This is a genomic window from Nocardioides sp. Z24_21, assembly GCF_058134345.1.
Genome location: NZ_JBYTTH010000002.1, coordinates 373,148 through 395,690, shown reverse-complemented (window position 1 = coordinate 395,690; position 22,543 = coordinate 373,148). Strand labels below are relative to the sequence as shown.

Here is a 22,543-nt window from a genome sequence, read left to right as displayed (position 1 = left end):
GGGACGTCCGGGCGAGAGGAACGTACGAAGCCCGCCGGAGTCACCTCGCACGGCGTACGGGAGGTGGAGACCGGCGGGCCTCGCGCCTGACCGCCGCGATCGCGACGACCGTGGCGTGCAGTCGATGTACCCCCTGGGGTAGGAGCTCATGCACCCCCGGCACGGATTCGTCCGCCGGTGCCCGCTCGGATCGGCGCCGGGGGGACTAGCCACCTGCCGGCGGGGTACCGGGACCGCGTGCCCGACCCCACCCCAGGAGGCCAGATGAGTCCGTCCGACGACCGGTCGCACGAGCCGTGGACCGACCCGCAGACCCACCTCGACACCGACCCGGTCAACGCCGAGCCCACCCGCCAGTCCAGCGACGAGCCCGCCCACCCCGCCGAGCCCGACGCCTCCGGGCCGGACTCCCCGCAGCGGGGTGCCGACGAGCCGGTGGAGGACGAGTCGTGACGTCGCTGTGGCTCGACCGCGCGACGCCCGTGGCCGACGACCCGCTGCCCCCGCCGGGCGCCACCCTCGACGCGCTGGTGGTGGGTGCCGGCCTCACCGGCCTCACGACCGCCCTGCTGCTGGCCCGCGCCGGGCTGCGGGTGGCGTGCGTCGAGGCCCGCGAGGTCGGTGCCGTCACGACGGGCCGCACCACCGGCAAGGTGTCGCTGCTCCAGGGCACCCATCTCTCCCGCATCCGCCGGCACCGCTCCGACGAGGTGGCGGCGGCCTACGTCGACGCCAACCGCGAGGGCATGGAGTGGCTGCTCCGCTTCTGCGACGACCACGGCGTGGCCTACCAGCGGCGCACCGCGGTGACCTACGCCGCCGACGAGCAGGAGCGCTCGTCGGTGGAGCAGGAGCACCGCGCGGCCGCCGACCTCGGGATCGCCGTCGAGTGGCGCGACTCCCTGGACGTGCCCTTCCCCCACGTCGCCGCGACGGCGCTGCGCGAGCAGGCGCAGCTCGACGCGATGGACGTCCTCGGCGCGCTCGTCGAGCAGTTGCGCGCGCACGGGGGCACGCTGCACCAGGGGCACCGGGTGCGCTCGGTGTCGAAGGGCGGGCGGCCCACCGTCCGCCTGGAGAGCGGCAGGGCCCTGACCGCCGACCACCTCGTGCTCGCCACCGGCACGCCCATCCTCGACCGCGGGCTGCACTTCGCCCGGCTCGAGCCGCAGCGCTCCTACGTGCTCGCGCTCTCCGGGGCCGAGCCGCTGGAGGGCATGTACCTGTCGGCGGGCTCCGACGCCCGGTCGGTGCGCGACGCCCCGGGCGGCACGCTCGTCGTGGGCGGCGCGGGGCACGTCGTCGGGCGTACGGACTCCCACCTGGCCCACCTCGAGGCCCTGCGGTCATGGTCGGCGACGTGGTACCCCGGCACCACCGAGACCCACCACTGGTCGGCGCAGGACTACAGCAGCCCCGACGGCGTGCCCTACGTCGGCCCGCTGCGCCGGGGCGGCGACCTGATCCACGTCGCGACCGGCTACGAGAAGTGGGGCATGACCAACGCCGTGGTCGCCGCCCGCACGATCTCCTCCGACGTCCTGGGCGACCTGCCGCCGTGGGCGCAGGTGCTCGGCGCGAGGTCGTCCTCGGGCAGCAGCGCCGCCGAGGTGGCCCGGATCAACCTCGGGGTCGGCGCGGCCGTGGTCAGCGGGGCCGTGCGCACCGCCCGCGAGCGGATCCCCGGCACCGCCGGTCCGGCGCAGGCCCGCGCGTGCGGCGTCGTCGGCGTCTGCACCCACCTCGGCGGACTGCTGAAGTGGAACGACGCCGAGGACACCTGGGACTGCCCCCTGCACGGCTCGCGCTTCACCCCGGACGGGGAGGTCCTCGAGGGGCCCGCCACCCGGCCGCTGCTCAAGCGCACCGACACCACACCCGAGACCACCCCCGACGAGGGAGACCGGGTGGAGTGATGACCGGGATCCAACGGATGGGCCCAGGTCCCGCAGCCGCACGACGACCCCGACCAGCCGCCGGTCAGTAGTCAGTAGTACGTGAGGCTCGACTCCCGGGGGCGCCGGGTGGTGAGCACCCGGGCGGCGATGAAGCCGCCGATGGCACCGAAGAGGTGGCCCTGCCACGAGACGCCGGGCTGGCCGGGGAGCACGCCGAGCAGGGCGCCGCTGTAGAGCAGGAAGACGGCGACGCCGATCATGATCTCGGTGGTGCGCCGGTTGAGGAAGCCCCGCACGATCAGGTAGACGATCCAGCCGAAGATCAGCACGGACGCCCCCGCGTGCACGCTGCCGGGCTGCGCGAAGAACCACACCCCGAGGCCGCCGACGACCCAGATGATCGCGGTCGCCGCGATACCGCGGGCCACGCCGGTGGCGAGGGTGAGGAAGCCGAGCACGAGCACGGGGATCGTGTTGCTGACGAGGTGGTCGAAGCCGAAGTGCAGCGTCGGGGCGAGCAGGATCCCGACGAGGCCGTCGTCGCTGCGCGGCTGCACGCCGTAGGAGTCGAGCGGGTGGCCGGTCGCGGTGTCGAGGATCTCCAGCAGCCAGAGCAGCACGACGAACCCGCCCGTCACCAGGGCGGCGCCCTTCCAGGCGGGCTCGCGGGACGGCTGGCGGGCGGGCTGCATGCCCCTCATCGTGACAGCCGGGCCGAAACCGGCCCGGCTGCGCCGGGGTCGCGGACCTGCCAGGGGACGGGGCCGACCTCGGTGCCCGGGTCGAGGGCGGCGCGGGCACAGAGGCGTCCCTGGTCGCGCAACGGGTTGGTCACGGTGAGGATGCCGGCGGCGAGGGCGGCGGGCGAGGCGTCCCAGCCGGCGATGGTCGCGGTGGGGTGCGTCGGGTGGAGGGCGTCGCGCGCACCCAGGGCGAGCTCGTCGCTCATCGCCAGGACGACCGGCGAGGCGCCGGCGGGGAGGCGGGGCAGGAGGGCGCGCATCGCGGTCTCGCCCTGACCGCGTCCGTTGCGCTCGACCACCGCGACGGGGGTGCCGCTCCAGTCGTGACCCGCTGCCGCGAGCGCGTCGCGGAAGCCGTGGAGCCGGTGCCGCGTGACGGGGAACGGGACCGCGCTCGGCACCGCGCCACCGGTGAGGACCTCTGCCGTCCGTCGGCGGTCGAGCGGGAAGCTCACGACGACGGGCACGTCGCCGCGGGCCAGCGCGGCGGCGGCCACGGCCCGGGCGGCGGCGCGGTCGTCCGACCCGACGCACGCGATGCCGGGCACCTCCGGCCCGCCCTGGATGGCCGCCGGCCGGCCGCTCTGCGCCACGGCCGCCAGCACGGGGTCGTCGTCGGTGGTCGTCCACAGCACGTAGGCGTCGACGGCCGCGGCGAGGACGCGGTCGACGTCCGAGGCGTCGCCGTGCGTCGGGATCAGCACCATCCCGAGCCCGTCCTCGACGCAGACGTCAGCGACGCCGGCGAGGAACGTCGATGCCTGGGGGTCGTCGAAGGCGTAGGCCAGGTGCTCGCCGAGCACGACACCGACCTGGCCGGTCCTGCCGGAGCGGAGCGCGCGGGCCGTGGTGTCGGGGCGGTAGCCCAGCCGCTGCGCCGCCTCCATCACGCGTGCGCGGGTCGTCGCGGCCACGCGGTCGGGCCGGTTGAACGCGTAGGAGACGGTCATCGCACCGACCCCGGCCTTGGCCGCGACGTCCTTGACGGTGGGTCGGTCCCGTCGGGTTGGCATGGGTCCAGCGTATGCGTATCGTTACACAGATGTCGATGCGTAACGTTACACACGAGGTGGCCGCGCCGCCGGTGCGTCGTGCTCGCTGGCGACCGCCCGGCGTCACGGTGGCGGCCTACGCGGCGTTCGGCGCGTTCGGGACGTTCTGGGGCGCGTGGGGCGCCGCGCTGCCAGCGATCAGGTCCCAGGCGGGGTTGACCGACGGGCAGCTGGGGACGGCCCTGCTGTTCGTCGGCGCGGGTGCGCTCCCGGCGATGGTGGCGACCGGGTGGCTGCTCGAGCGGCGGGGCCTGCGGCTGGCCGCGCTGCTGCTCGCGCTGATGGGGGGCGCCGGAGTGGTCATGGCGCTCGCTGCTCGTGACCTCGTCTCGGTGGTCGTGTGCCTGACGCTGGTCGGCGCGACGTCGGGTGCGGCGGACGTCGCCATCAACACGCTGGCCGGGCACGCCGAGCAGCGCACCGCTCGTGCCGTGCTGACCCGGGCGCACGGCGTGTTCTCGCTCGCGGTCGTCGTCGCCAGCCTCGGCGTCGGTGCCGCGCTCTCCCGGGAGCTGGGTCTGCTGAGCGCCTTCGCGCTGGTCGCGGTTGTCGTCGTCGCCCTCGCCGGGCTCGTCGGCGCCGCGCGGCCCGACGGCTCGGCCGGCGCCGCCGACCGACGCCGGGGCGAGCCGGAGCGGACCGACCCCGAGGGCGGCGGACGCGCCATCGGCGTGCTGCCCCTGGTCGTGGTGGGGCTGGTGGGCGCACTCGCCTACGCCACCGAGAACGCGCACCAGAGCTGGGGGGCGGTGCTCGTCACCGACGTGTTCGACGCCACGCCGCAGCTGGCCTCGCTGGCCCCCGCGACCTTCGCCGCCAGTGCCGCACTCACCCGGCTGGCCCTGGCGCCGCTGTCGAGGAGCCATCCGCTCCTCCTCCTGACCACCGGTGGCGCCGTCGCGGCGGGCGGCAGCGTCGTCGTGGCCACCGCCCCCACCGTCACCGTCGCCCTCCTCGGGCTCGCCGTCGCTGCGGCAGGGACGGCCACGCTCTTCCCGACCCTGCTCAGCCACGTGCTCCGCGACACCTCGCCGTCCCGTCGGGCGCGGGCCACCTCCGCCATCGCCACGACCGCCTACCTCGGATACCTGGTGGGCCCGGCCTACGTCGGCCTGGTCGCCGATGCGTTCGGCCTGCGCAACGCCGTCCTCGCCGTGGCGGCGACCGCGCTGGTCTTCGCCGCCACCGCCGCCCCCGCCGGGCGGTGGGCCCGTCGCGCGACCTCCTGACGCGCGCCCCGATCAGCGTTCTCGCGAGCTGCTGTCCGGCAGCATCTCCGGGCACCGCCCGCCGGGCGTGGTGAGCAGCTCGTAGTGCCAGATCTCGTTGGCGAAGGCCTGGCAGAGCCCGTACGCCGACCCGTGGTCCGCCATCCAGAGCGCGCCGTCGGTCGGGCCGATGTCCACGGCGTCCCCCGTGACGTGAGCAGAGAAGTCCGGCGAGGCGACCCAGCGGCGGGCCTCCTCGAGAGAGCCGTACCTGTCCACGGCCTCTTCGAGGAGCAACTCCTGGTGGGCTCTGCTGCGCCACCCGCTGGTGACGTGCAGGTCGACCCCCGTCGTCCGGGCGTCCTCCGCGGCCGCCATCACCGCCTCGAGCAGTGCCGGGTCGAGCCGGCCGAGGGCGGCGTCGTCGTGCAGTCCTTCCCCCAGCTCGCGCGCCGCGGCCTCCGGGGGCGTCGCCCGCGCGGCGGGCCGGAGGATGCCGTTGCCCCCACCCGGTGAGTCACAGGCGAAGACGGCGACGCCGACGGCGGCGAGGGCCAGGGCGAGGAGGAGACGGGTCCCGGTGTCGATCACGCGACGACGCTAGGAAGTCCACCGTCGCCGGGGCCTCCACCCCAGGTGCCGCCCCGGGAGCGGCAGGTCCCGACCGGCTCAGACCCAGGTGTGGGACGCCGGCGCACCGGACGCGGGGCTCAGCAGCAGCGTCCGCCCGCCTGGTGCTCGCGCTCGTGGTCGCGGCGCCGCTCGAACTCGCGCCGCGACATCGGCGGCTCGCCGAAGGCCGCGCACTCCGCGACGTAGTCGTCCCACCGGGCCTCCCCGGTGAGCTCGCGGACGTAGCGCCGCAGCGTGCGCGCCGCCTCCGCCACCCGGGTCACCGGTGGCTCCCCGCCTCGGCGCCGCGGCCGGTGGCCTCCCACTCGCGCACCGCCTCCTTCTCCTCGGCGGTGGCGATGAAGTCGGAGGGCTGGACCAGGTGGGACTCGTGCCACGGCACCTCCGTGGTGGGCAGGCCGCCGGAGCGCACCGCCTTGGCCCAGATGACGAAGGCGTTGAGGACCACCACGATCACCAGGAGCGCGAAGAGCGCCTGCAGCGTGCCGTTGACCGTGGAGTTGAAGACCACCTGCTCCATCTGGTCGACGTCGGTCGCGGGGGCGAGCAGCTCGCCGGCGTCGAGGGCGTCCGCGTAGCGCTCGCGCTGGGTGAAGTAGCCGATGGCCGGGTTGTCGGAGAACACCTTCTGGTAGCTGGCGGTCATCGTCGTGACCAGGTCCCACGCCAGACCGATCCCCGGCACCCAGGCCCACTTCACCTTGCCGTGCTTGATCAGCAACGTCACGCACAGCGTCAGCGCGATGGCCGCGAGCAGCTGGTTGGCGATGCCGAAGAGCGGGAACAGCTGGTTGATGCCGCCGAGCGGGTCGGTCACCCCGACGTAGAGCATGTAGCCCCACAGCCCGACCACCACCGCGCTCGCCGACCACGCGGCGGGCTTCCAGGAGAGGTCGGCGTAGCGCGGCCACAGGTTGCCGACGGTGTCCTGGAGCATGAAGCGCCCGACCCGCGTGCCGGCGTCGACCGCGGTCAGGATGAAGAGCGCCTCGAACATGATCGCGAAGTGGTACCAGAAGGCGGCGAGCCCGCCGCCGAACGCCTCGGTGAAGATCTGCGAGATGCCGAGCGCGAGCGTCGGTGCGCCGCCGGTGCGGGAGATGAGCGTCTGCTCCTCCACCGCCGCGGCAGCCGCGGTGAGCTGGTCGGGGGTGAGGCTGAAGCCGAGACCCGAGACGAACTCCGCGGCGGTGGCCGGGTCGGCCCCGGTGGCGCCGGCCGGGCTGTTCATCGCGAAGTAGAGACCGGGGTCGATCACGCAGGCGGCGATGAGGGCGCTGATCGCGACGAACGACTCCATCAGCATCCCGCCGTAGCCGATCATCCGGACCTGGCTCTCCTTGGCCACCATCTTGGGCGTGGTGCCCGACGAGATGAGGGCATGGAAGCCCGACAGGGCGCCGCACGCGATGGTGATGAACACGAACGGGAACAGCTTGCCGGCGAACACCGGCCCGTCGCCGTCGACGGCGAAGTCGGTCACCGCCTCCTGCTGCAGCACCGGCGCGGCGAGCACCAGGCCGATGGCGAGCAGCACGATCACGCCGATCTTCATGAAGGTCGACAGGTAGTCGCGAGGCGTGAGCAGCATCCAGACCGGCAGGATCGAGGCGACGAAGCCGTAGACCACCAGGCCGATCGTCAGCTGCTCCTTGGTCAGCGTCAGCGCCTCCTCGAGGCCCATCTGCTCGACGTAGCCGCCGCCGATGATCGCGAGGAGCAGCAGGGCGACACCGATCGCCGTGACCTCCGAGACCCGTCCCGGGCGCAGCACGCGCAGGTAGTAGCCCATGAACAGCGCGATCGGGATCGTCAGCCCGATCGAGAACACGCCCCACGGCGACTCGGCCAGCGCGTTGACGACCACCAGCGCGAGCACCGCCAGGATGATGATCATGATCGCGAAGACCGCGATCAGCGCGGCGATGCCGCCGACCAGGCCGATCTCCTCGCGCACCATCTGGCCCAGGCTCTTGCCGTCGCGGCGCATCGAGAAGAAGAGGACGACCATGTCCTGCACCGCCCCGGCGAAGATGACCCCGACGATGATCCAGATCGTGCCGGGCAGGTAGCCCATCTGGGCGGCGAGGACCGGGCCGACCAGCGGGCCGGCCCCGGCGATGGCGGCGAAGTGGTGGCCGAAGAGCACGTGCCGGTCGGTGACGTCGAAGTCGCGGCCGTTGTCGTGCCGCTCGGCCGGGGTGGCCCGGGTGTCGTCGACGCCCAGCACCCGGTAGGCGATGAAGCGGGAGTAGAAGCGGTAGGCGATCGCGTAGGAGGACAGGGCCGCGAAGAGGATCCAGAGGGCCGAGACCTCCTCCCCGCGGGAGAGCGCCAGGACGCTCCAGCAGACGGCGCCGACGACGGCGACCGCGCCCCACACCACGATGGCCTTCGCGCTCATCCGGGACCGACCGCTCGGCGGTGACGGCGATCGGGGCGTGCTGGTCGACTGCGTGGCCATGCGCGACTCCTCCGTGCTCAGGCGCGCCCCGGCGGGCCGCGAGCCTTCCCCCGAATGACTACCCCGCCGGCCGACCCCACCGCAAGGTGTCCGCCACGGCGAACCCACCCCGCCGATCGGACCACCTCACGACGGATCGGTGCCACGATGGGCGCCATGGAGGTCGAGCTCGCCGAGGTCCGCGACTTCCTGGCGGGCCACGCGCCCTTCGACGGGCTGCCCCCGGGCGACCTGGCCGGTCTCCCCCGCCGGTGCACCGCGCGCTACGCCAGGCGCGGCACCGTCGTCCTCGACGTCGGCGAGCCGGGCGAGGGCCTCTACGTCGTGCGCTCGGGCGCCGTGGAGGTGTGCGACGAGGCCGGCGGGCTGGTCGACCGGATCGGCACCGGCGAGGCGTTCGGGATGAGCTCGCTGCTCGAGCACCGGCCCACGCGCCACCGCTGCACCGCCGTCGAGGACACGCTGCTGCTGGTCCTGGAGCCGGCGGCGTTCGACGAGCTGTGCCGCGCGCACCCCGACGTCGCCGCCTTCTACGCCGCCACCCACCACACGCGGCTCACGCGGGCGATCCGCAACCTCCGGCGGGCGACGTCGGGCAGCACCGCGCTGGGCACCCGCGTCGGCGACCTTGTCACCCGGCCCGCGGTGACCACGGCTCCCGGCACGCCGGTGCGCGACGCCGCGGGCACCATGTCGCGCGCCGGGGTCTCCAGCGTCCTGGTCGTCGAGGACGACGAGCTGCTCGGCATCGTGACCGACCGCGACCTGCGCAACCGCGTGCTCGCCGCCGACGTGCCGCCGCACACGCCGGTGCGCGCGGTGATGACCCCCGACCCGGCCACGCTGTCCCCCGACGCGCCGGCGTTCGAGGCGCTGCTGGAGATGGTCGCCCGCGACATCCACCACCTCCCGCTCACCGACGACGCCGGACGGCCGATCGGCCTGGTGACCACCACCGACCTGGTCCGGCTCGAGAACGCCGACCCCGTCCACCTGGCCGCGGCGATCGGCGGGCAGACGACGCTCCCCGGCGTCGTCGCCGAGGCGCCCGGCATCCGCGCCGTGCTCGGCCGGCTCGTGGAGCGCGACGTCACCGCCGCGGACGTCGGCCGCGTCGCGACCGCCCTCGGCGACGCCGTCCGACGCCGGGTGCTCGCGCTGGTCGAGGACGAGCTGGGGCCGCCGCCGGTGCCCTACAGCTGGGTCGTGCTCGGCTCGGCCGCCCGCGACGAGGAGGGGTTCACCGCCGACCAGGACCACGCGATCGTGCTCGCCCACGAGCCGGACGACGCGGGCGCCGCCTGGTTCGCCGAGCTCGCCGCACGGGTCACCGCTGCGCTCGAGGAGTGCGGCTGGCCGCGCTGCCCGGGCGAGGTGATGGCCACCAACCCCCAGTGGCGGCTGAGCGTCGCGCAGTGGCAGGACCAGTTCACCCGGTGGTCGCGCGAGCCGCACCCCGACGCCGTGCTGCGCGCGGCGATCTTCCACGACATGCGCCACCTCGCGGGCGAGCGGCGGCTCGCCGAGCAGGTGCACCGCGCGTCGGTGCGGACCGCCTCCCCACGCCTGCTCGGCCACCTGTCGCGGCAGGCGCTGTCGATGCGCCCACCGCTCGGCTTCTTCCGCGGACTCGTGCTGGAGCGCCACGGCGAGCACCGCGACACCCTCGACATCAAGCGCCCCATCGCCGCGGTCGTGCAGCTGGCCCGCATCCATGCCCTCCGCGCGGGGTCGCCCGCCCTCACGACGCGACGCCGGCTCGAGGCCGCGGTCGCGGGGGGCGTCCTCGACCGGGACGCCGCGACCGAGCTCGCCGACGCGCTCGAGCTGATGAGCCACCTGCGCCTGCACCATCAGGCGGCGCAGGTGGCGGCCGGCGAGACGCCCGACAACAACGTGCGCCCCGCCGACCTGACGCAGTGGCAGCGCCGCCACCTGCGCGACGCCTTCGAGATCGTCCGGTCCGCGCAGCAGACCCTGTCCAGCCGCCTGCCGCCGGGGTTCGAGTGAGGGCGCTCCGTCCCCTCCTGGCCCGCCGCCCGCGCGGGCCGGATCGCTATCCGCCGGGCCCGGTGCGCGAGCTCGCGGCGGCGCCCGCCCCACCTGCCGCGACGCCGGTGTCGCGGCTCGAGCTCCTCGCGCTGGACGTCGAGACGACCGGCCTCGACCCGCGCACCGACCACCTGCTCTCGCTCGGGTGGGTGCCCCTGGCGGGCGGACGCGTACGGCTCGCCGACGCGCGCGAGCACCGCGTACGTCCTCCCGACGGCGTGGGCGTGGGTGCCTCGGCCACGTGGCACCGCCTGACCGACGACGGGCTCGCCGACGCCCCCGCGGTGGCTGACGTCCTGCCGCAGCTGCTCGCCGACCTGCACGGCCGGGTGCTGCTCGCCCACCACGCGCCGATCGAGGTGGGGTTCGTCGCCGCGGCCACGCTGGCGGCGTACGGCGCCCGGGCACCGCTGACCGTGGTGGACACCCTCGCCCTCGAGCACCGGCTGCGTGCCGACGTGCACGGGGAGGTGCAGGGCTCGTTGCGGCTCGACGCGGCCCGCCGCACCTACGGGCTCCCCCGCTACGCCGCCCACGACGCCCTGACCGACGCGATCGCCGCGGCCGAGCTGCTCCTCGCGCAGGTCGCCGAGCTCGAGCAGCGGCTGGGCCGCGAGGTGCTGCTGCGCGACCTGCAGCCGAAGCGGTCCGGGTAGCGGTCCCGGGCCTCAGCCGGCGACCGACGGCTCCGCGACCGGCACCAGCTCGTCCGCGATCCCGCGCGCTCAGGCGGAGGCGCCGGGCGCGAAGCGCCACTCGAGCGTCGCGCGGTAGGTCTCCCCCGGCCGCAGCACGGCAGACGGCCACTCGGGCCGGTTGGGCGAGTCGGGGAACAGCTGCGGCTCGAGCGCGACGCCGTCGCCCTGGCGGTAGCGGCCGCGGCGGGTCGAGCGGCGGGTGCCGTCGAGGACGTTGCCGGTGTAGACCTGCACGCCGGGCTGGTCGGTCCACACCTCGACGCTCGTGCGGGTCGCCGGGGAGGTGAGCACCGCGGCCCGGCGCAGCCCGGTGCCGCGCACGACGTAGTTGTGGTCGAGGCCGCGGGTCGCGACCATCTGGGGGTGCTCGGCCCGCAGCACCGGCCCGAGCACCGCCGGGCGGCGCAGGTCGAACGGGGTGCCGGTCACCGGGGCGTGGTCGCCGAGCGGGATCCCGCTGTCGTCCACCGGCGTGTAGGCGTCGGCCTCCACCGTCAGCTCGTGGCCGTCGATCGTCCCCGCCCCCTCGCCGTCGAGGTTGACGTAGGCGTGGTTGGTCAGGTTGACGACGGTGGGGGCGTCGGTCGTCGCGTGCATCGCCACCCGCACCGCGTCGCCCTCGACGCGGTAGCGCACCCGCACCGACACCTCCCCGGGGAAGCCCTGGTCGCCGTCGGGGCTCACCAGCGTGAGCACCGCCTCGTGGGTGTCGTGCGACTCGACGTCCCACAGGCGTACGTCGAACCCGTCGGGGCCGCCGTGCAGGCTGTTGCCGCGGTCGTGCGTGCGCACCTCGACCTCGCGGCCGTCGAGCACGAACCTTCCCGCGGCGATCCGGTTGGCGTAGCGACCGATGGTGCCCCCCACGTAGTCGCTGCTCGCGAGCCGCTCCTCGACGTCGGGGTGGCCGAGCACGACGTTGCGCCGCTCGCCGTCGCCGCACCCGACCACCAGCCGGTGGACCGTGGCACCCAGGGTGAGCACCTCCACCACGGGCCCCGGCGCGGCCCCGATCGTCAACAGGCGCACCTCGCGCCCGTCGGGCATCCGGCCGAACACCCGGTCGTGCGTGTCGTCGCTCACGCCCCCATCCTCGGGCATCGCGCCCCGGCTCCAGGGGCGCGCCCCGCCGGTCCCGCAGTCCGGAAGTCCCCCCTTGGGGGTGGATTGTGGGCAAAGCCCGGCGGCACGCGCCGTCGCGACGTACGGTCGTGCCCGCATGGGGGGCTGGATCCGGGACCCCGCCGGGCCGGGGGGCTGGCGGGAACCGGGCACGGCAGACCGCGCGCCGCGCCGGAGGATCGCGACAGTTTGCCGGTTCGCCGGACAGCGCGGCGCGCGGCCCCTATGCTCCCCTGCACCGGCCGCCCACCGCGGCGTCCGGCGCGGACCCTGGCCGTCGGTGCCCACCAGCCGACCGAACGGCGAGTCCACCCCCGGCGACGACTCGAGGTCGACCAGCCTGCGGGTGCGGGTGATGCCTGCCGCCACGTCGACGACCTTCTGGTCGGCGGTGACGTCGAGCCGCTCCATCAGGATCCCCAGGGCCTGCCCGATGACGAGCCGGTCGTGCATCCCGAGGCCGAGCTGGTCGATCTGGCGCTCGGCCTCGGTCACCAGCGCCAGGTGGGCGGCGATCGCCTGGCCGACCGCGACGTCGTCGGAGTAGACGGACAGCGACATCATCGACGCCACCTCGAGCTCGGCGTGCACCCGCGAGGCCCACTGCGGCCAGCCCTGGTGCGTCGGAGGGAGCCGGCGCACCGATCAGGACAGCCGGAAGACATGCACGACGTGGGGGGTGTCGACCAGCGTGTGCGGGGCGAACGCGTGGTAGGCCCACAGGTGGACCCACGCGTTGCCGGTGCGCACCGTGAGGTAGGTCTTGAACATCCCGGGCGCCAGGTAGGTGAGCACCACGAAGACCAGGGAGAGCAGGGCGGACCGCGGCGAGTCCAGGACCGCCCAGGCGTCCCACACGTGCAGCGCCGCATAGGTGAGGCCGCCGCACAGCACCGTCGCGGTCACCGACCCGGTGAGGCGGAGGAACCGCGGGACCAGGATCGCGTAGAGGAACACCATCGCCGGCAGCCCGGTGCCGAGCAGGTAGAGCACGAACGTCAGGGCGGCTCCCCGCACCAGGACGCCCGCCGGGAGGTCGAGGCTGTCCGGCCGGAGCACGAGGACCTGGGAGCAGGTCTCGAGGGCGAGGACGACGGCCACCACGAGCAGGTCGTTGCGACGGTCCGACGACCTCAGGCCGAGCGACGTGGCGCTGTAGCGCCGGCCGAACCAGGCGAGCGGGACGATCGCGTAGACCGCGAGGTTGTAGGCCGCCCACGCCAGCGCCTCGAGCGGCTCCACGTGCGCGTGCGTGCCGAACAGGGTCCCCGCGAGGTGCAGCCCGAACGGGCTCCACCCCATCGCGCTCGCCAGGAGGTGGCCCCCCGCCAGCCCGCACGCGCCGTAACCGAGCAGGCCGAGGGTCTCCCGCCACGCCTGCCTGCGCTCCGGCGCGCGCGCGGCGACCCCGGGGTCGGTGCGACGGCGGGTCAGCCACCTCACCACGAGCATCAGCACCAGCACCTGGAGCAGGCCCACGTTGGTCTCGAGGAGGACGTCGCCGGTGCTCAGCCCGGCGCGCGCGGGCCAGTCGAACGGCAGCGACCCCGGCGCGGCGAGCCAGACGTACGCGTTGGCCGCGAGCCACAGGGCGACCACCGTCGCCAGTGCCCGACGCCCCCGCGGCGCGGCCGTCCTGGTGTCAGGTCTCGTGTCGAGACTCATCGCCGACCCCCGTTCTATTACGACTGTGATAGAACGCACGCTAGCACAGGTGTGATACACAGAGCCGTGCCCCGAGCCGTCGATCGTGAGGAGCGCCGCCGCCAGCTCGCCGCGGCGGTGTGGCGGGTCGTCCGCGACGAGGGGGTGGAGCAGGCCTCGGTCCGCAACGTGGCGCGCGAGGCCGGGCTGTCGACCGGGTCACTGCGCCACTACTTCGCCAGCCAGTCCGACCTCCTGCGGTTCGCGATGCACCTGGTCATCGAGCGGCTGGAGGCCCGCGTGGCCGCGCTCGACCTGCCCGACGACCGCCTCGCGGCCGCGAAGACCGCGCTGGCCCAGCTGTTGCCGCTCGATCCGGAGCGGGCGGTCGAGAACGAGGTGTGGCTGGCGTTCTCGGTCAGGGCGATGGTCGACGACGACCTGCGGGCGCTGCGCGACGACGCCTTCGACCGGCTGCGGGCGGCGTGCCACCGGTGGGCGGGCGCACTGCTGTCGGACGCCTCGCCGGAGGTCGTCGACCTCGAGGCCGAGAGGCTCTTCGCGCTCGTCGACGGGCTCGCGGTGCACGCCGCGCTGCGACCCGACGCCGCCTCCGTGTCGGGGATGCAGGCGGTGCTGGACCTGCACCTCGAGGCGCTCGCCCAGCGGGCGGTCAGTCCCCCGGGTTGACCCCGCACGCCTCGTCGAGGTGTCCGAAGGCCACGGTGACCCACGCGGGGGCGCCGTCCTCGTTGCCGTGCTCCGCGACGTGGTCGGCGGCGTCGGCAGCGTCGCCGAAGACCCGCTCGACCTCCGCGTCGCCGCGCTCGGCGACGTCGCGGAGCACGCTGGCGGCCCGCCCCACGTCACCCGCGGTCATCGCGTCCTCCACGGGCTCGCGCACCTCCGCGCACGCCTCGGTCATCGACAGCTCGTCGGCGCCGCACCCGGCCACCGCGAGCACGGTGACCAGTGCCAGTCCGAGCCGCACCATCAGCGTCCCCTCACCATCGTCGAGCCGCGTCGCGACCTCGCCACCTCGAACGTACTGGAGATCGGCGTCCGCGGGGATGCCGCGCCTCATCGGCGGACGCGGAACGTCCAGGTCGCGGCCTGCCGGTTGCCGGCGGCGTCCACGACGACGAGTCGCGCGGTGTGCCGGCCGAGGGCGAGCGGGCGGCGCGGCGTCCACCGCACCTGCCCGCGCCGGGCGACGTGGCGCACCGGCGCGACCCGGGCGCCGTCGACCTGCAGCACGACGCGTCGTACGGACGAGTGGGCGTCGCGGACCCTGGCCCGCAGCGTGGGGGTGCGGTCGGTGGTCACCGACGGCCGAACGGCGCGGACGACCGGGGCGGTGCGGTCGACGGCCCACTCGTGCGAGGCCGGGGTGGCGTCGGCGTTGCCGGCCGCGTCACTCGCCCGCACCAGCAGCCGGTGCCGGCCCTGGTCGAGGCCGGTGAAGCGCGCCGTCGCGGGGCAGGCCTGCCACGCGGCGCCGTCGAGGCTGCACGTGAAGGTGCTGCCGGCCTCGGTGCTGGTCAGCGTGAAGGTCGCCCGCCGGGCACGGACCACGCCCTCGGGCCCGCCGCTCACGGCGGTGTCGGGGGCCGCGGTGTCGACCGGGGTCGGCCCGGGGGGCGCGGCCACGGCCACGGCCACGGTCGCGATGTCGGTGTTGCCGTGACCGTCGGCGACCGTCAGCTTCGCGGTGTGGGTGCCGCTGGCGGTGTAGACGTGGTGCGGGTCGGTGCCGCGGCCGGTGCTGCCGTCGCCGAAGTCCCAGGCGTAGGTGAGTCCGGCGACGCTGGGCGCCAGGTCGACGCAGCCGATGCGGAGCGCGGGGTTGTCGGGGTCGTGGATGACGACCGAGACCGCCTGCTCGTCGGCTCGCTGGGGCTGGACGACCTCGACCAGCCCGCTGCGTCCGTGGGCGTCGGAGGTGAAGGGAAGCCAGATCTCGTTGGCCTCCTCGAACGGCAGCGCCTCGTCGAACCGGAAGTGTGCGCCGGCGTTGTTGGACGAGCAGGCCTCCTCGTGCACGTGCACCATGTGCATGGCGCGGGCCTTGAGTCCGCTCACGTCGAGGGAGGCGTGGGTGGCACCGCGCCGGCGCACCATCGTGGCGGTGCCGGTGAGCTCGGGGTAGGCCGTGAGCCCGTGGGCGAATGCCCGGAACGGCCCGCTGGTGCTCACCTCGGCGGAGAACGCCACCGCGAGGGGCGCCGTCCCCGAGGCCGGCGTCGCCGTCGCGGAGACGTGCGGCAGCTCGTGGTGGGCGTGGGCGTCGGTCACGGTGATGTCGACGGTGTCGGTCCCGGTGACTCCGTCGGCGTCGGTGGCGGCGAGCGTCGCGGTGTAGCGCCCGGGCGAGGCGTAGGAGTGCTGGTGCTCGGCACCGGCGCCGGTCGCGCCGTCCCCGAAGTCCCACACGTAGGTCAGCTCGCCGTCGCCGGCCTGCTGGGCCGAGCCGCTGAAGGCGACGTCGAGCGGCGCCGGCCCGGTCGTCGGGGTCGCGCTCGCGTCGACCGTCGGCGCCTCGCCCCCGGGCTCCCCGGACTCGGTCACCACGACCGTGCCGGTCATCATCGTGCCGTGGATGGAGCAGGTGTAGGAGTAGGTGCCGGGCGCGGTGAACGTGTGCCGGACCGGGCCGTCCGGGTCGTCGGGCGTGCGGTACTCCTGCACCGGGGGCACCCAGGTGCCGGCGGGCGTGTCCACCGACGTCAGGTCGTGCTCCTGGCGGGCCGTCGGCCACTCGAAGCGCCACTCGACCGTGTCGCCGACCGCGATCGTGACCCGCGACGTGCCGGTGTCGCGTGAGCGCCAGCTGTTGCCGTCGGCGTCGTCGACCGCGTCCACGACCCAGGTGCGCGCCGCCTGGCCGGCAGCCGGCGCGGGCGAGCCCGGGAGCGCGCCGGCCGCCACGAGGCCGGAGAGCACGAGAACGGCGGTCACGGCAGTCGTCACAGCGGCCCGCAGGGCCCGACGTGAGGTGAGCATCACACGACGCTAGGGCGACGCGTGGCACACGGTCAAGAACCTCGTCCTACCATGTGAACGGATTCTTGAGTGCGTCCACACTTGTGGACGCCCGGTGACGGAACGGCCCCCGCGGAGTCCCGCGGGGGCCGTTCGTCTCGCACCGGGTGCGGCTCAGGTCAGCGGACCCAGAACCACTCCCGGACCTGGCTCCCCGAGGTGCTCGCGTTGCCCCGGTAGGTGACCGACACCCAGTGCCTGCCGACCTTGAGGTTGCGCTCGACCTTGAGGACGTAGCGACCCTTCTCGTCGAGCCTGGCCACCGTGACCAGGCGTCCGTCGATGCGGATCTGCACCTTGCCCCTCGCCGGCACGCCCCGCAGCGACGCGACCTTGGCGACCACCCTGAAGTCGCGCTTCCAGGTGAGCACCTCGGGCTTGATCGTCACGACGGTCCGCGACCTCGCCTTGCGGGTCGGCCCGGGGTCGACGACGACGGTGACGTCCGCGGACGACGCACGGTGGCTGGCGTTGCCGGCGTAGCGCAGCGTCAGCACGTGCTGGCCGACCGGCAGGGACCGCGGCGGCAGCACCACGGTGCCACGACCACCCGCGACCGCAGCGGTCGCGACCAGGGCTCCGTCCTTGCGCAGCTCGACCGTCCCGGACGCGGTCTCCGGAGAGACCGTGACCGACACCGAGCCGCTTGCGCCGTAGGTCACCGGCAGCGCCGCACCCGCGACCGCCGTGGTGGCCGGACCGTCACCGGGCTGGCCCGGTCCGCCGCCCGCCGCCTTCTTCACCGTGATGGTCACCGTCGTCGTCGCCGAGGTGGCGGTGCCGTCGCTGGCCCGGTAGGTGAAGGTGTCGGTGCCGGAGTACGCGGCCCGCGGGGTGTAGGTGAACGACCCGTCGGCACCCAGCACCACCGTGCCGTTGGCCGGCTGGGTGAGACCCGTCGCGCTCAGGCTGTCGCCGTCGGCGTCGGTGTCGTTGCCCAGCACGCCGGGCGCCGGGAGCACCAGCGGTGCGCCCTCGACCGCGTTGAACGCGTCGGGTTGCCCGACCGGAGCCCTGTTGACCGGCGGCACCTCGGCCTTCCGCACCGTGATGGTCACCGTCGTCGCCGCCGACGACGCGATCCGGTCACTGACCCGATAGGTGAAGGTGTCGGTGCCCGAGAACCCGGCCCGCGGGGTGTAGGTGAACGACCCGTCGGCGCCCAGCACCACCGTGCCGTCGGTCGGCTGGGTGAGACCCGTCGCGATGAGGCTGTCCTCGTCCGCGTCGGTGTCGTTGCCCAGCACGCCGGGCGCGGCGACGGTGAGGGGGGTGCCCTCGTCGGTGCCGTAGGCGTCCGCGCCACCGACCGGCGCCCGGTTGGGCGGCGGGCAGGTGGCGACCTCGGCGACCTGGTCGGCGTCGAGCTCGTAGCCGTAGATCCGGAAGTCGTCGACCAGCTCGGTCGGCTTCGGGTCGGGATAGCTGGTGTTGCCGATGAAGTTGGCGGTCGTGCCATCCTCCCCGACGTCACCCATGTCCACCGGGATGGTGTTCTGCGCCATCAGCTCGCCGTCGAAGTAGATCCGTCCGACCGTGCCGGGTCCGTCCGCGGAGGGCCCGAGGGTGACCACCACGTGCGTCCACTCGTTGAGGGGAAGATCCCCCTCACCGGGCAGCTGGATGCGGTGGTCGGTCCCGTTGTCGACGCGCAGCGTGGCCGCGAACCCGCGGTCGCCACCGAAGGTCGAGGACTGGATCAGCAGGTACTCCTGGGTGCTCTTGCCGATCTGGACGTGGGTGGTCCAGTCGGGCAGGTCGGTGGGTCGGATCCACGTGGACAACGAGAACTCCGCATCCATGCCGGCCGTGATGTTGTTGGGCAGGTTGACGTGACCGGTGCCGTTGAGCGACACCGCACCGGCGCACTGCCCGGTCCCCCAGCCAGCACCCTGCACGAGCGTCGCCGCTCCAACGGACGCGTCGATCCCGGAGTTGTGCACGGACGTGCCCTGTCCCTCGTCGAACCTGTAGTGGACGGGGATCCCCGCGGACGGCGGCGGCCGGGACACGATGTGGGTGGTGGAGGCCTGCGAGTCGCGCCAGCCCTCCCCGGCCACGAAGCGCACCTCGATCTCGTGCTGTCCCTGGCCCAGCGTGAGGGGCAAGAACGCCACCGCACCGTCGACGACGTCGACCGGCACGCCGATCCGGCCACCGTCGACCCAGAGCTCGGCCTCGCCCTCGGGGTCGCCCGGGACCTCGTCGGTCACCGTCGCGGAGACCGTGAGCGGCTCGTTGAACGGGGAGGGCGACTCGGGCGTGACCGTGAGCGTGGTCGTGGTCTCGAGGGCGGTGCCCTCCTCGTGGAGCGACGTGACGTCGGCCTGGGTCAGCGTGGACTCGTAGAGCCGCACGTCGTCCATCAGCCCGTCGAACGACGGGTCGTCGACGTAGCCGTTGCGCCCCAGCCAGTTGTTGGCCGTGGGCCCGACGTCGCCCATGTCGATGGTGAGGTCGTCCTCCGCGGCGACGACCTCGCCGTTGAGGTAGAGCGTGCCCGTCGCGCCCTTGCGGGTGAAGACGACGTGGTTCCACTGTCCCTGCACCACGTCGACCTCGTCGGGCGCCTGGACGCGCTCCTGGAGGTTCGAGCCCTTGGCCTTGAAGGTGGCCGCCAGGCCACGGTCGCCGCCGCTGGTGCGCATCTGGATCTGGAAGAAGCTGCCGGCGTCGCCGAGCCCGTCACCGATGTGGAACAGGTTGATCCAGTCGCCCATCGTGTCGGGGCGCACCCAGAACGAGGTGGTGAAGTCGTCCGCACCTCGCAGCAGGTTGTCGGGCAGGTCGGCGGTGTTGGCGTTGGGACCGCCCGGCAGGTCGAGGGCGCCACCGATGACGCCGTCGGCCGCCCACCCGGTCTCGCCGGTCAGCTCGGCCGACCCGACGGACCTGTCGGTGCCGGTGTTGGCCGCCGTGCGACCCTCCTGCTCCTCGAACTCGTAGTGGACCGCGACGTCACCGGTGCCGGGGTCGACCGCGGTGATGACGAGGTTGTCGATCATCATCCCGGCGTCGCCGTCACCCGCCTCGAGGCGGAGCGTCTCGTTGCGCCTGCTCGCGGTGAAGCTGCTCACCCAGGTGCCGTAGACGACCTCCTGCCCGTTGCCCTGCGAGGGCAGGTCGGTGCCGGCCGTCAGCGTGTGGTCGAGCGAGCCGATGGCCACCCGCGCGTTGGCGGGACCGGCCGGTGCGGCAGACCTGCTGTCGCGGGCGTAGCGCAGGTGGATGCGGTAGTCGCGGCCCGGGTCGAGACCCGGGACGACCCGCGACAGCGCGCCCGACTGGCCGAGGGCCAGGCTGTAGCCCACCTTGCCGAGCGCGCCCTGGCTGGCGTGCTGGGCGGGAACCAGCTGGACCTGGCTGTCGACGTTCCACGGAGCCATCCGGCCGCTGTCGGGGGCGATGTCGGCGATCGCGCCGGCGTTGCCCGGGAAGCGGGGGTACTCGAACATCTCGACGACCTGCGGGGTGCGCTGGTCCATCGCGACCGTGGGGTCGATGTCGAGGATCGAGGCGACCGACGGGGTGCCGTCCTCGTCGAAGACGAACAGCATGTAGGCGCCCGGAGGGGCGTAGGTGGCGTCCACGGGCGAGGTGACGGTGATCCCGTCGGGGCCCTGGACGAAGTCGAGGTCCTGGAAGTTCTGGTCGTTGTTGAAGCTGTGGGTCACCGACCCGTTGCGGACCAGGGTCACCCGCGAGACCGGCGTGGACGCCTCGATCTGGAACGTGCCGTCGTAGCCGATCTCCTGGGGGGCCTCGGTGATCTCCGGGCGCTCGGCGAGCTCGTCGCCGTCGAACAGGTAGGCCGGGGAGTAGTACTCCACGTCCGTGTAGTTGCGCGGACCCGGGGCGCCACCGCCACCGATCATGACGCGGCCGTCAGGAAGGAGCAGCGCCGCGGAGTGGTAGAGGCGCGCGTGCTCGTAGGGCACCTCGATCGTGGTCCACTTCCCGGTGTCGGGGTTCCAGATCTCGGCGTTGGTGACGTAGCCGCCGTTCTCGGCGTTCTGGCGGCTGCCGCCGGTGACCAGGACGTCGCCGTCGGGCAGGATCGTCGAGTTGGCCCAGTGCCGCTGGTACTTCATCGGCTCGGTCGGCTCGATGACCGGGCTGGCGGTGCCGCCGGGAGTGGTCAGGTCGACGGTGAAGCCGGCACGGGCCCCGTCGGGGCCGCCGCCGTTGGCCCACCAGCCGCCACCGACCTGCAGGATCTTGCCGGGTCGGTACATCGCGGCCGTCGACGTGGCGCCGACGGGGTTGCCCTGGGCGCCCTGGTTGGCGATGTTCGCCGGGAGCTCGCTGATCAGCGTCAGCTCGCCGGTGCCGTCATTGCCGTCGGGGTCGAGCTCGTACATCTGGGTGCCGGTGATGTTGAACAGCGTGCCCTTGCCGGGGGTCACGAAGGCCCGGGGGTACCACCAGCGGTTCTGGTGCCTGCCGTAGGCCGCCTCGCTCTTGGCGCCGGTCAGCAGCCTCCAGCTGGCGCCCTCGTCGGGGGTGTAGACCTCGGGGGTCAGGACACCCGGACCGCCGGGGCCGCCGCTCAGGCTGCCGCCCTGGACGACGACGGAGCCGTCGGGCATGGTCGTGCCGGTGGGGTACCACCGGGCGTAGTGCATCGGGGCCTCGTTCTGCAGGCCGTTGTTGGTGTCGTAGCTGGTGACGCCCATCGACGCGTCGTTGGGCGCGTTCTCGCCGAGGCCGTCGTCGCCGCCGACGGTCAGCACCTTCTTGGTGTGAGGGCTCTGCACCTGCATGGAGCAGAACAGGTCGGTGTAGGTGGCGTTCTCGATGATCCCGGCGCGCAGCTCGGCGCGGGTCATGTCCATGCTCCTCGGCTCGGCCGGGTCCCAGATGTCGATCTCGACCTGGCCGCCCTGGTAGATCGACTCGTCGCCGGTCCAGTCGAACGCGCCCGGGCCGCCCTGGCCGCCCTTGCTGCCGAAGGACTGCACCTTGCCGTCCGTGGTCAGCGCCATGTTGATGGGCATCAGGGGCCACGGCACGACGCCGCTCCACGAGCCCTCCTCGTCCTTGACCGGCGGCGAGCAGTCGGCCTCGAGCAGACCCGCGGCGTAGGCGAGGCCGTGCTTCATCTGCGTGCGGATGTAGGGCTCGGCGTAGGACGTCTCGGTGTGGCCGAGCCCGGAGTACCACGAGCGGCCGTCGTCGATCTCCTGGCACCAGGTGATCGGGTGGGTGGTGCCCTGGCGACCCATGCCGTAGGAGAACTCGTCGGCCTCGACCAGGGTGCGCACGTGCGGCGCCGGGTTGACCGTCCAGTCGTACCACTCGTCCTGGCGGTTGACCCTGCTCGGCAGGCCCTCGGTGAGCGGGTGCTCCTCGTCCTCGACGACGACGTCACCCGGCCGCACGCCGGGGTCCTCCGGGTGTCCCTCGGACATGGCGCCCACCAGGCGGAGGTAGAACGGGTTGACGTCGTGCTCGCTCTGACCCACCGACCAGCCGGTGTAGTGCATGCCGGTGAAGCCACCGCCGCCGCGGATGTACTCCTCCAGCGCGGCACGCTGCTCCAGGTTGAACAGCACGCCGCCGGTCTGCATGAACGAGACGGTGTCGACGGTGGCGAGGTTGGCGGTGTTGAACGCCGCGGGGTCCTCCGTCGCCTGGATCTGCACCTGCTGGTCGTACTCCTCGCCCAGGTCGGCCGCGAGGTCGCGGATGGCCTGGACGCCCTCGTCCCATGAGGCGTGGTAGCCGGTCTTGTAGAAGAGCAGCACCCGGAGGACGCCGTCGTCCGCGGGCGCGGCGGCAGCGACCGGCGCGGCGGAGACGGGCGGCGCCACGCCGCCGGCGACCGCCAGGGCGGCCGCGAGCGCCACCGCGGGAGCGAACGACGTGGGCATGGACTTCACGCGTGAGGCTCGCGCGCGAAGATAAGGGCGAAGCTTCATCTCGGGATCCCTCGGCTTGGCTCGGATGACTCGAGGGCGTGGCTGTCGCCGGCACTCGTGGGCCGA

General features: G+C 73.8%; 16 protein-coding genes. 6 read left to right on the top strand and 10 right to left on the bottom strand.

Annotated elements, in window-relative coordinates:
• Positions 1–264: 264 nt before the first annotated feature.
• Together AC3X7Z_RS08260 and AC3X7Z_RS08255 are read left to right on the top strand one after the other, a co-directional pair.
• Entirely contained in the window at positions 265–453 is a 189-nt protein-coding gene (locus AC3X7Z_RS08260) for a hypothetical protein (protein WP_186340036.1), read from the top strand.
• On the top strand, positions 450–1,916 hold the full coding sequence (locus tag AC3X7Z_RS08255; RefSeq protein WP_489975619.1) for an FAD-dependent oxidoreductase: 1,467 nt from the start codon (positions 450–452) through the stop codon (positions 1,914–1,916). The genes AC3X7Z_RS08260 and AC3X7Z_RS08255 overlap by 4 nt, the downstream gene beginning before the upstream one ends.
• Before the next feature lie 71 nt (positions 1,917–1,987).
• On the opposite strand, the gene AC3X7Z_RS08250 is transcribed toward AC3X7Z_RS08255, so the two are convergent.
• Both AC3X7Z_RS08250 and AC3X7Z_RS08245 read right to left on the bottom strand, forming a co-directional pair.
• Positions 1,988–2,590, bottom strand: coding sequence for a rhomboid family intramembrane serine protease (locus AC3X7Z_RS08250; RefSeq protein ID WP_489975618.1), 603 nt, complete (start codon positions 2,588–2,590; stop codon positions 1,988–1,990).
• A 5-nt stretch (positions 2,591–2,595) separates the two neighbouring features.
• Positions 2,596–3,654, bottom strand: coding sequence for a LacI family DNA-binding transcriptional regulator (locus AC3X7Z_RS08245; protein WP_489975617.1), 1,059 nt, complete (start codon positions 3,652–3,654; stop codon positions 2,596–2,598).
• A gap of 29 nt (positions 3,655–3,683) precedes the next feature.
• Between AC3X7Z_RS08245 and AC3X7Z_RS08240 the strand changes: the two genes are divergently transcribed.
• Positions 3,684–4,922: an MFS transporter gene (locus tag AC3X7Z_RS08240; protein WP_489975616.1), complete on the top strand. Its 1,239-nt coding sequence runs from the start codon at positions 3,684–3,686 to the stop codon at positions 4,920–4,922.
• A gap of 12 nt (positions 4,923–4,934) precedes the next feature.
• On the opposite strand, the gene AC3X7Z_RS08235 is transcribed toward AC3X7Z_RS08240, so the two are convergent.
• The 3 genes from AC3X7Z_RS08235 to AC3X7Z_RS08225 form a co-directional block, all read right to left on the bottom strand.
• Positions 4,935–5,492 carry a M15 family metallopeptidase gene (locus AC3X7Z_RS08235; protein WP_489975615.1) on the bottom strand — a complete coding sequence of 186 codons (558 nt, stop codon included), beginning with the start codon at positions 5,490–5,492 and terminating at the stop codon, positions 4,935–4,937.
• A 119-nt stretch (positions 5,493–5,611) separates the two neighbouring features.
• Complete coding sequence (locus AC3X7Z_RS08230; RefSeq protein ID WP_186340032.1) at positions 5,612–5,797, bottom strand: YbdD/YjiX family protein; 186 nt, start codon at positions 5,795–5,797, stop codon at positions 5,612–5,614.
• Positions 5,794–7,998 (bottom strand): carbon starvation CstA family protein, encoded by a 2,205-nt coding sequence (locus AC3X7Z_RS08225; protein WP_489975614.1) that lies wholly within the window; start codon positions 7,996–7,998, stop codon positions 5,794–5,796. Before AC3X7Z_RS08225 ends, AC3X7Z_RS08230 begins: the two co-directional genes overlap by 4 nt.
• A 156-nt stretch (positions 7,999–8,154) precedes the next feature.
• Between AC3X7Z_RS08225 and AC3X7Z_RS08220 the strand changes: the two genes are divergently transcribed.
• Both AC3X7Z_RS08220 and AC3X7Z_RS08215 read left to right on the top strand, forming a co-directional pair.
• The gene (locus AC3X7Z_RS08220) at positions 8,155–10,008 is read left to right on the top strand and encodes a DUF294 nucleotidyltransferase-like domain-containing protein (protein ID WP_489975613.1); all 1,854 of its coding nucleotides are present in this window, start codon (positions 8,155–8,157) and stop codon (positions 10,006–10,008) included.
• A gap of 62 nt (positions 10,009–10,070) precedes the next feature.
• A complete protein-coding gene (locus AC3X7Z_RS08215) occupies positions 10,071–10,706 on the top strand; it encodes an exonuclease domain-containing protein (protein WP_206054484.1) in 636 nt (211 codons plus the stop codon).
• Between the two features lie 69 nt (positions 10,707–10,775).
• On the opposite strand, the gene AC3X7Z_RS08210 is transcribed toward AC3X7Z_RS08215, so the two are convergent.
• Both AC3X7Z_RS08210 and AC3X7Z_RS08205 read right to left on the bottom strand, forming a co-directional pair.
• Positions 10,776–12,512: a galactose-1-epimerase gene (locus tag AC3X7Z_RS08210; protein ID WP_489975612.1), complete on the bottom strand. Its 1,737-nt coding sequence runs from the start codon at positions 12,510–12,512 to the stop codon at positions 10,776–10,778.
• A gap of 3 nt (positions 12,513–12,515) precedes the next feature.
• Complete coding sequence (locus AC3X7Z_RS08205; RefSeq protein ID WP_489975611.1) at positions 12,516–13,535, bottom strand: hypothetical protein; 1,020 nt, start codon at positions 13,533–13,535, stop codon at positions 12,516–12,518.
• 66 nt (positions 13,536–13,601) lie between these two features.
• Here AC3X7Z_RS08205 and AC3X7Z_RS08200 point away from each other — a divergent pair, with 66 nt between their 5' ends.
• Positions 13,602–14,204 (top strand): TetR/AcrR family transcriptional regulator, encoded by a 603-nt coding sequence (locus AC3X7Z_RS08200; protein WP_489975610.1) that lies wholly within the window; start codon positions 13,602–13,604, stop codon positions 14,202–14,204.
• Here the strand turns inward: AC3X7Z_RS08200 and AC3X7Z_RS08195 are convergent.
• The 3 genes from AC3X7Z_RS08195 to AC3X7Z_RS08185 form a co-directional block, all read right to left on the bottom strand.
• On the bottom strand, positions 14,188–14,598 hold the full coding sequence (locus AC3X7Z_RS08195; RefSeq protein ID WP_186340025.1) for a hypothetical protein: 411 nt from the start codon (positions 14,596–14,598) through the stop codon (positions 14,188–14,190). The two genes, AC3X7Z_RS08200 and AC3X7Z_RS08195, sit on opposite strands and share 17 nt — an antisense overlap.
• Positions 14,595–16,517 carry a PKD domain-containing protein gene (locus AC3X7Z_RS08190; protein WP_489975609.1) on the bottom strand — a complete coding sequence of 641 codons (1,923 nt, stop codon included), beginning with the start codon at positions 16,515–16,517 and terminating at the stop codon, positions 14,595–14,597. Before AC3X7Z_RS08190 ends, AC3X7Z_RS08195 begins: the two co-directional genes overlap by 4 nt.
• Positions 16,518–16,675: 158 nt before the next feature.
• On the bottom strand, positions 16,676–22,429 hold the full coding sequence (locus tag AC3X7Z_RS08185) for a ThuA domain-containing protein (RefSeq protein WP_489976006.1): 5,754 nt from the start codon (positions 22,427–22,429) through the stop codon (positions 16,676–16,678).
• Positions 22,430–22,543 lie beyond the last annotated feature (114 nt).